Consider the following 3,555-nt stretch of genomic DNA (forward strand, 5'->3'; position numbering starts at 1 on the left):
GCCGATTCTCCCGCAACAGGAGGCACTCTTCGCGGACCCGCCCCCTCAGGTCCCCCTCAGCTCCACGGATCTAAGGAAAGCGCCGGGATAAACCGACATGGAGATAGAGATGGAAGAGCTCTACATCGAAGGAGTAGCGACCCACGGTGGCCCCGAGCCATGCGTTGGCGACCCGCGAGGGCGCAGCGAAGCGTTGGTAGGGGTATGCGTAGGCAGGGCCATTGAGCCGCGAAATCAGTTAGATCGGGGTGCTGACGCTGTCTTAGAAGCGGAAGGCAACATCGCTGGCAGCGCTATGCGCGAGCTGCTTGCGGACCCCGCGCGGTCAGAGAACCACTGCATGCGCAGAATCTCCATGTGCGAGAACCGGGAGACCCCATGCTCGCCCGTCTGGTCGATCACCAGCCGGGCCGCTCAGGGAACGCTCAGGCGGTACGCCTGAGATGCACGAGCATGGGGAGTCGGATGGGTGTGTAGTACCTGCGAAGCTGGCGAACAAAGCCGTGACAGCGGTGGCGGAGCCGGTGGAGGGAAGACGCCCAGCCAAGGGGAACACGGACAGACCGACACGTCCCGGACCCAGTGCCGGGCAAGGCGTGACACGTGGCCTGGACCGTGTGCGTGAAGCAGCAAGAAGGGACAAGGATGCACGGTTCACAGCTTTGCTGCACCATGTCGATCTCGCCCGTTTGCGGGCGGCTTACAGGGCTTTGAGCCCTAAGGCTGCTCCGGGGGCGGACGGGGTGACGTGGGCGGCCTACGGACAGGACTTGGAGACGAACCTCCAAGGCCTGCTCGGCCGGCTGCACGCAGGCAGCTACCGGCCAAGCCCGTCTCGTAGGGTGTACATCCCCAAGTCCGACGGGCGAACCCGCCCGCTCGGTATCGCCAGCCTGGAGGACAAGATCCTCCAGCGGGCGGTCGTGGAGGTGCTCAACGCCATCTACGAGGTGGACTTTCTGGGTTTCTCCTATGGGTTCCGGCCAGGACGCAAACAACACGATGCGTTGGATGCGTTGGCAACCGGGATCAAACGGAAGAAAGTGAACTGGGTGCTCGATCTCGACATACGAGACTTTTTCTCCAAGCTCGATCAAGCGTGGCTGATCAAGTTCCTCGAGCACCGGATAGCGGACAAGCGTATTTTGCGTCTCGTCCGCAAGTGGTTGGCAGCAGGAGTTATCGAAGAAGGGATCTGGACCGAGACGCCAGAAGGCACACCGCAGGGAGGATCGGCTTCGCCGTTACTCGCCAACGTGTACCTGCACTACGTTTTGGACCGGTGGGCCCGGCAGTGGAGACACCGAGAAGCACACGGTGACATGATCATCGTACGTTTCGCCGATGACTGCGTGGCCGGGTTCGAACACGAAAGCGATGCGAAACAGTTCCTCGAAGATCTCCGCGAACGGTTCGCGAAGTTCGGACTGGAACTGCATCCCGACAAGACCCGCCTGATCGAGTTCGGGCGGCACGCCGCGCGAGCACGGAAGGCACGGGGTCTCGGGAAACCAGAAACGTTCGACTTCCTGGGTATGACACATATTTGTGCGAAATCCAAGGCCGGGTACTTCTGGGTCAAACGTATCACTATCGCGAAGCGGATGCGCGCGAAGCTTGCCGAGGTCAAAGACCAACTCAAGAGACGCATGCACCTGTCTATCCCTGTGCAAGGCCGATGGCTGGCGAGCGTGGTGCGAGGACATCTCGCCTACTACGCAGTGCCAGGCAACAGCCAAGCCGTTCAAGCCTTCCGGGCCCAGGTGATCCGGCACTGGCTGAAGGCGCTACGGCGTCGCAGCCAACGCCACCGCCTGACCTGGCAGCGCATGGCCGGCATAGCCAAACGATGGCTCCCTCCAGCGCGCATCATGCACCCCTTCCCCGAAGGACGCTTCGACGCTCGCACCCGAGGCAGGAGCCCAGTGCGGTAGTGCCGCACGCTGGGATCTGTGCGGGGGGCCGCCCGTAAGGGCGGTCCCTACCGCAACTCTGATGCGCTTCGTGCCAAGGAGCGTCATGACGGGGTTCGTCAACGCACTCGCCATCCTGCTCTTCCTCGCCCAGCTGCCCAACCTGCGCCACGTCCCCGTCCTCGTCTACCCGCTGGTCGCCGCCGCACTGCTCATCATGGTCCTGCTGCCTCGACTGACCAAGGCCGTGCCCGCACCCCTCGTCGCCATCGTCGTGCTCACCGCCGTCACGGCTTTCACCCACGCCGAGGTGCCGACCGTCGGGGACAAGGGTGCGCTGCCTCACAGCCTGCCGGTGCTCGGGCTGCCGCACGTCCCCTTCGACCTGCACACCCTCGGGATCATCGGCGTGCCGGCGCTCACCATGGCCTTCGTCGGCCTCCTCGAGACGCTCCTCACCGCACGCCTCGTCGACCAGCTCACCGAGACCCGCTCGAACAAGACCCGCGAGGTCTTCGGCCAGGGCATCGCCAACCTCGTGAGCGCCCTGTTCGGAGGCATGGGCGGTTGCGCCATGATCGGCCAGACGATGATCAACGTGAAGGCCGGTGCCCGCACGCGTCTGTCGACGTTCCTCGCCGGCATCTTCCTCCTCCTCCTCGTGGTCGTGCTCAGCCCGGTCGTCGCCGTCATCCCGATGGCCGCGCTCGTCGCGGTGATGATCCTCGTGTCGGTCGCCACCTTCGACTGGCACAGCATCCGGCCGAGCCGCCTACGGCGGATGCCGCGTAGCGAGACGCTCGTCACCGTGGTCGTGGTGGTCGTGGTGGTGGCCACCTCGAACCTGGCGATCGGCGTCGTGGCCGGCGTCATCCTCTCCGCCCTCTTCTTCGCCCGCCGGGTCGCCCATCGCACCACCGTGGAGACGATCCTCGGCCCCGACGGCGACGAGCGCCTCTACCGGGTGAGCGGCAACCTGTTCTTCGCCACCACCGAGCATCTCGCCGACCAGTTCGACTACGAAGGCGACCCCACCAGCATCGTCATCGACCTCTCCGACGCCCACGTCTGGGACGCCTCGGCCGTCGCTGTCCTCGACGCGGTGACCGCCCGCTACGCAGGTCGGGGCAAGCAGGTCACCCTTATCGGGCTCAACCCCGCCAGCGCAGACCTCCACGAAAGCCTCGCCGGGCACCTCAGCACTAGCCACTGAGCTCGAGTGCCCTGCCCGGGTCGGGTAAAGCCGCCACCATCTCGCATCGGAGCCCCTGCCTACGGGTGAGCTGGTGGCCGCGGCGGGAAAATGACCAAGTCAGGAGGCGGCAGTTGCCGCCACCGTACGGCCCCTCGACGACCACCACAGCGCGCCCAAGACCGCCGACGCGGCGAGCAGCATCATGGCCACCAGGCCGGCCTCGAAGCTGCCGGTTGCCGCCGACGTCAGCGCCAAGACGAGGGGGCCGAGCGCTGCCCCGGTGATCTGAGCGCCGGTCGCCATGCCCTGCAGCTTGGCGATCTCGGCGCGACCGTAGGTGCGCAGCCAGACCGTTCCTCCCACCACGCCGCCGACGCCCGAGGCTGCGCCGAGCACGGCGAATGCAGGGACCACCACAGTTGGCCCGGCGACGAGCAGCAGAGCCAG

General features: G+C 65.6%; 1 protein-coding gene and 2 pseudogenes. 2 read left to right on the forward strand and 1 reads right to left on the reverse strand.

The annotated features are described in order from the left end of the window. Positions 1-443: 443 nt before the first annotated feature. Positions 444-1,934 carry a group II intron reverse transcriptase/maturase gene (gene ltrA, locus ABDV69_RS20600; protein WP_343577640.1) on the forward strand — a complete coding sequence of 497 codons (1,491 nt, stop codon included), beginning with the start codon at positions 444-446 and terminating at the stop codon, positions 1,932-1,934. Between the two features lie 52 nt (positions 1,935-1,986). After that, positions 1,987-3,126: pseudogene (locus ABDV69_RS20605) on the forward strand (SulP family inorganic anion transporter); the annotation flags it as partial. A 99-nt stretch (positions 3,127-3,225) separates the two neighbouring features. Here the strand turns inward: ABDV69_RS20605 and ABDV69_RS20610 are convergent. Then, a pseudogene (locus ABDV69_RS20610) lies at positions 3,226-3,555 on the reverse strand (hypothetical protein); the annotation flags it as partial.

The sequence above is a fragment of the Mycobacterium sp. genome (assembly GCF_039583785.1).
Taxonomy (GTDB): Bacteria; Actinomycetota; Actinomycetes; order Mycobacteriales; family Mycobacteriaceae; genus Mycobacterium.